Source organism: Vibrio sp. 10N.247.311.14 (assembly GCF_041467715.1).
GTDB lineage: Bacteria > Pseudomonadota > Gammaproteobacteria > Enterobacterales > Vibrionaceae > Vibrio > Vibrio crassostreae_C.
This window is the reverse complement of sequence record NZ_JBFSVE010000107.1, coordinates 1-2,823: the sequence shown is the minus strand read 5'-3', so window position 1 is coordinate 2,823 and position 2,823 is coordinate 1. Positions and strand designations below refer to the sequence as shown.

At 47.4% G+C, this 2,823-nt stretch carries 1 protein-coding gene and 1 pseudogene; one reads left to right on the top strand and one right to left on the bottom strand.

The window, feature by feature from the left end; all coding sequences use genetic code 11:
- Window positions 1-128: 128 nt before the first annotated feature.
- Window positions 129-1,142: pseudogene (gene tnpC / locus AB6F11_RS21575) on the top strand (IS66 family transposase); the annotation flags it as partial.
- Between the two features lie 29 nt (window positions 1,143-1,171).
- Here the strand turns inward: tnpC and AB6F11_RS21570 are convergent.
- Window positions 1,172-2,706 (bottom strand): IS3 family transposase gene (locus AB6F11_RS21570; protein ID WP_372179671.1). Its coding sequence is split into 2 segments (ribosomal slippage): window positions 1,172-2,253 and window positions 2,253-2,706, totalling 1,536 coding nucleotides; the frame shifts between segments, so codons are not numbered across the junction.
- Window positions 2,707-2,823: the final 117 nt, after the last annotated feature.

The window sequence follows — 2,823 nt, the reverse complement described above, 5'->3', positions numbered from 1 at the left end:
AGACTGCTTTCAGGCTTCACAATTATCGGCCACGAACCCATCAAAATAAACGATTTTACAATGAGTTAATCGAGAATAAAGCCTTATTCTCCAAGCGTTAACGGCACGATTTTAGTATAATCAATGCTATGAAAAAGACGCCAAATATCAACCCAGAAAGCCAAGATGTTGCCGAGCTACAAGCGATGGTATCTGCTCTGATGTCGGAGAGAAATGAGTGGAAACAAGAGCGCCAATCGCTGCTTGAACAACTCAAACTCGCCTTCGACCGTCAGTTCGCGAAACGCTCGGAGGCATTAAAGCCTTACGATGAATCACAAGGTGACCTCTTCAACGAAGCGGAATGTGAAGCCGTTAAAGAAGACGAGGTTGAGGTGACAACCACGACCACAACGAAAAAGCGCGGTAAACGTAAACCTCTGCCTAAGACCTTGCCTCGTGAGGTTATCGAACTTGATGTAGACGACCATGAAAAGCAGTGCGCTTGCTGCAATCATAGCCTGCATAAAATCGGTGAAGACCGCAGCGAGAAGCTAGAGTTCACGCCAGCGGTACTCAAAGTGTTGGAATATGTTCGTCCTAAGTACGCTTGCCGCCAGTGCGAGAAAACAGGTGACAGCAGCCGTATCGTTCAGAAGCCATCCCCTCAGAGTCTCATCCCTAAAAGCTTCGCCACAGAAAGCTTGCTGACCAACATCATTCTTGGCAAATACCAATACGCGATGCCACTTTATCGTCAAGAATCGCTGTTTACCCAGTCGGGTATCGAGCTATCACGCACCACCATGGCAAGGTGGGTTATCCAAGTCAGTGAGAAGTTCGCCCCGCTGTATGCGGCCTTGAAGGAGAACCTGCTTCAACAAGTGGTGGTTCAGGCGGATGAAACGCCGCTCAATGTGCTCAAAGAAGAGAAGAAGTGTTATATGTGGCTCTACTGCTCAGGCGCTGACTCACCCGAAGCGGCACTGCCGAATGTGAAAAATATTGCCTTGTACGACTATCAAAACAGTCGCGCGAGGGCGTGTCCCGTGGACTTTTTAGGTGACTACAACGGTTATCTACAAACCGATGGCTACGCGGCTTATGATGGACTTCATCAAGTCACCAATGTAGGGTGCTTAGCGCATGCTCGCGGTGTTTTTCAAGGTAGTTGTCATCATTTGCTTACTTATTAAGCAGCTTCTCTTTCTGGATTTAGGTGAACGTCACCAACAGGTTCACAGTTTCTGATATCACCAGGCCAGCGTTCAGGGTTTAGCTCTTTTGCAGCGAGTAGTACCTCCGCTCGGCGCTTCAAGATCTCTTTATCTTTTCCATTGTGACGCTCTGAAGGCGTGACATAATTCAGCTTACTGTGCTTGTGCTCCGTGTTGTACCAGCGTACGAAGGCTTCAACCCAACTTCGACTACTGTCGATTGTTTCAAAGCCCTTTGTTGGCCAGCTTGGCATGTACTTTACCGTGCGGAACAATGACTCAACATACGGGTTATCATCACTGACTCTTGGGCGACTATACGATGAAGTAATACCTAACTCTTCCATTTTTGCTTTGAACGTCAACGACTTCATCGGCGCACCATTATCTGAGTGAAGAACCAGTGCTTGATTGAAGCACTGCTCTCGCATCAACGTTCGTTGCAGAAGTTGTGACGCTAGCTCACCGCATTCATGCTCATACACTTCATAACCAACAATTTTTCGACTGTAGATGTCCTCAATGACATACAGGTAATAGTGTTGGCCTCGAACCTTTGAAGGTAAGTAAGTGATATCCCACGTATAGACTTGGTTTGAGTCCGTCGCTGTGTAACTGGTTGGCTTCGCTTGCTTCTGTCTGCTCCGCTGACGACCTCGCTTGTGAAGTTGCCCCTGCGTACTCAGTACTCGATAGTAGCTCGACTCAGAGGCGATATACTCACCTCTATCAAGCAGTGTCGGGACGATTTGAGTTGGAGGCAAGCTTGCGAACTCAGAGCGGTTACACACCTCGACAATCGCATCACGCTCTTCCTGAGACAGCTTGTTAGCAGGCTCAGGTCTGATGCATATTGGCCTTTTGTCAGCTTGAACTTCTCCTTGCTGATACCAGCGACGATAGGTTCTCAAGTCAATTTGAACTTCATGGCAAGCTAGCTGTAAACGGCATCCGCATTGCTTCGCTTCAAGGATTAGAGTCACTATGGTCTGCCTTTCATCGGTTGAGGTTAGTCGTCCTCTGGCTCTTCCCCGTAAAAGGCTCTCAGCTTTTTTCTTAGTACCAAGAGGGCGGCCGTTTCAGCGAGTGCTTTTTCTTTGAGTCGTAAATCTTTCTTCAACTCTTTGATTTCAAGTTTGTCAGCTTTAGCCTGCTTCTTTGCTTCAGCTTCCTGCTCTTTACTCGACTTAAACCCTTGCATACATTCGCTGCGCCAACTTTGGATTTGTTCAGGGAAAAGACCTTTTTCACGACAATATTGGCTGAGTTCACTTTCGGTCATCGAGTAAGTCTCGGCAACAATGGCGAGTTTAGTTTGAGCAGACCACTGCTCTGATGAAGTGTTGCTATTTGGCACGGCGGCTCCTGAACCTCTGAGTTGCTGGCGCCAATGATACAGGGTCGCAGTGCTAATTCCTTCCTCTTCCGACACTTCTTTCACTGACATCGAATAGGGAGGTAATAGCTTCTTCAAGATAGCTTCTTTTCTTTCTACTGAGATACGAGACACAATTACTCTTTATCGCCCAAACTGGTTAAATTTTAACAGTGACAACTACCCTGCCAGATAGGGCTCGTCGCAAGTTCATGGATGCGAAGAAGCTTCAAGGGAAAGGTAAATCAGGCA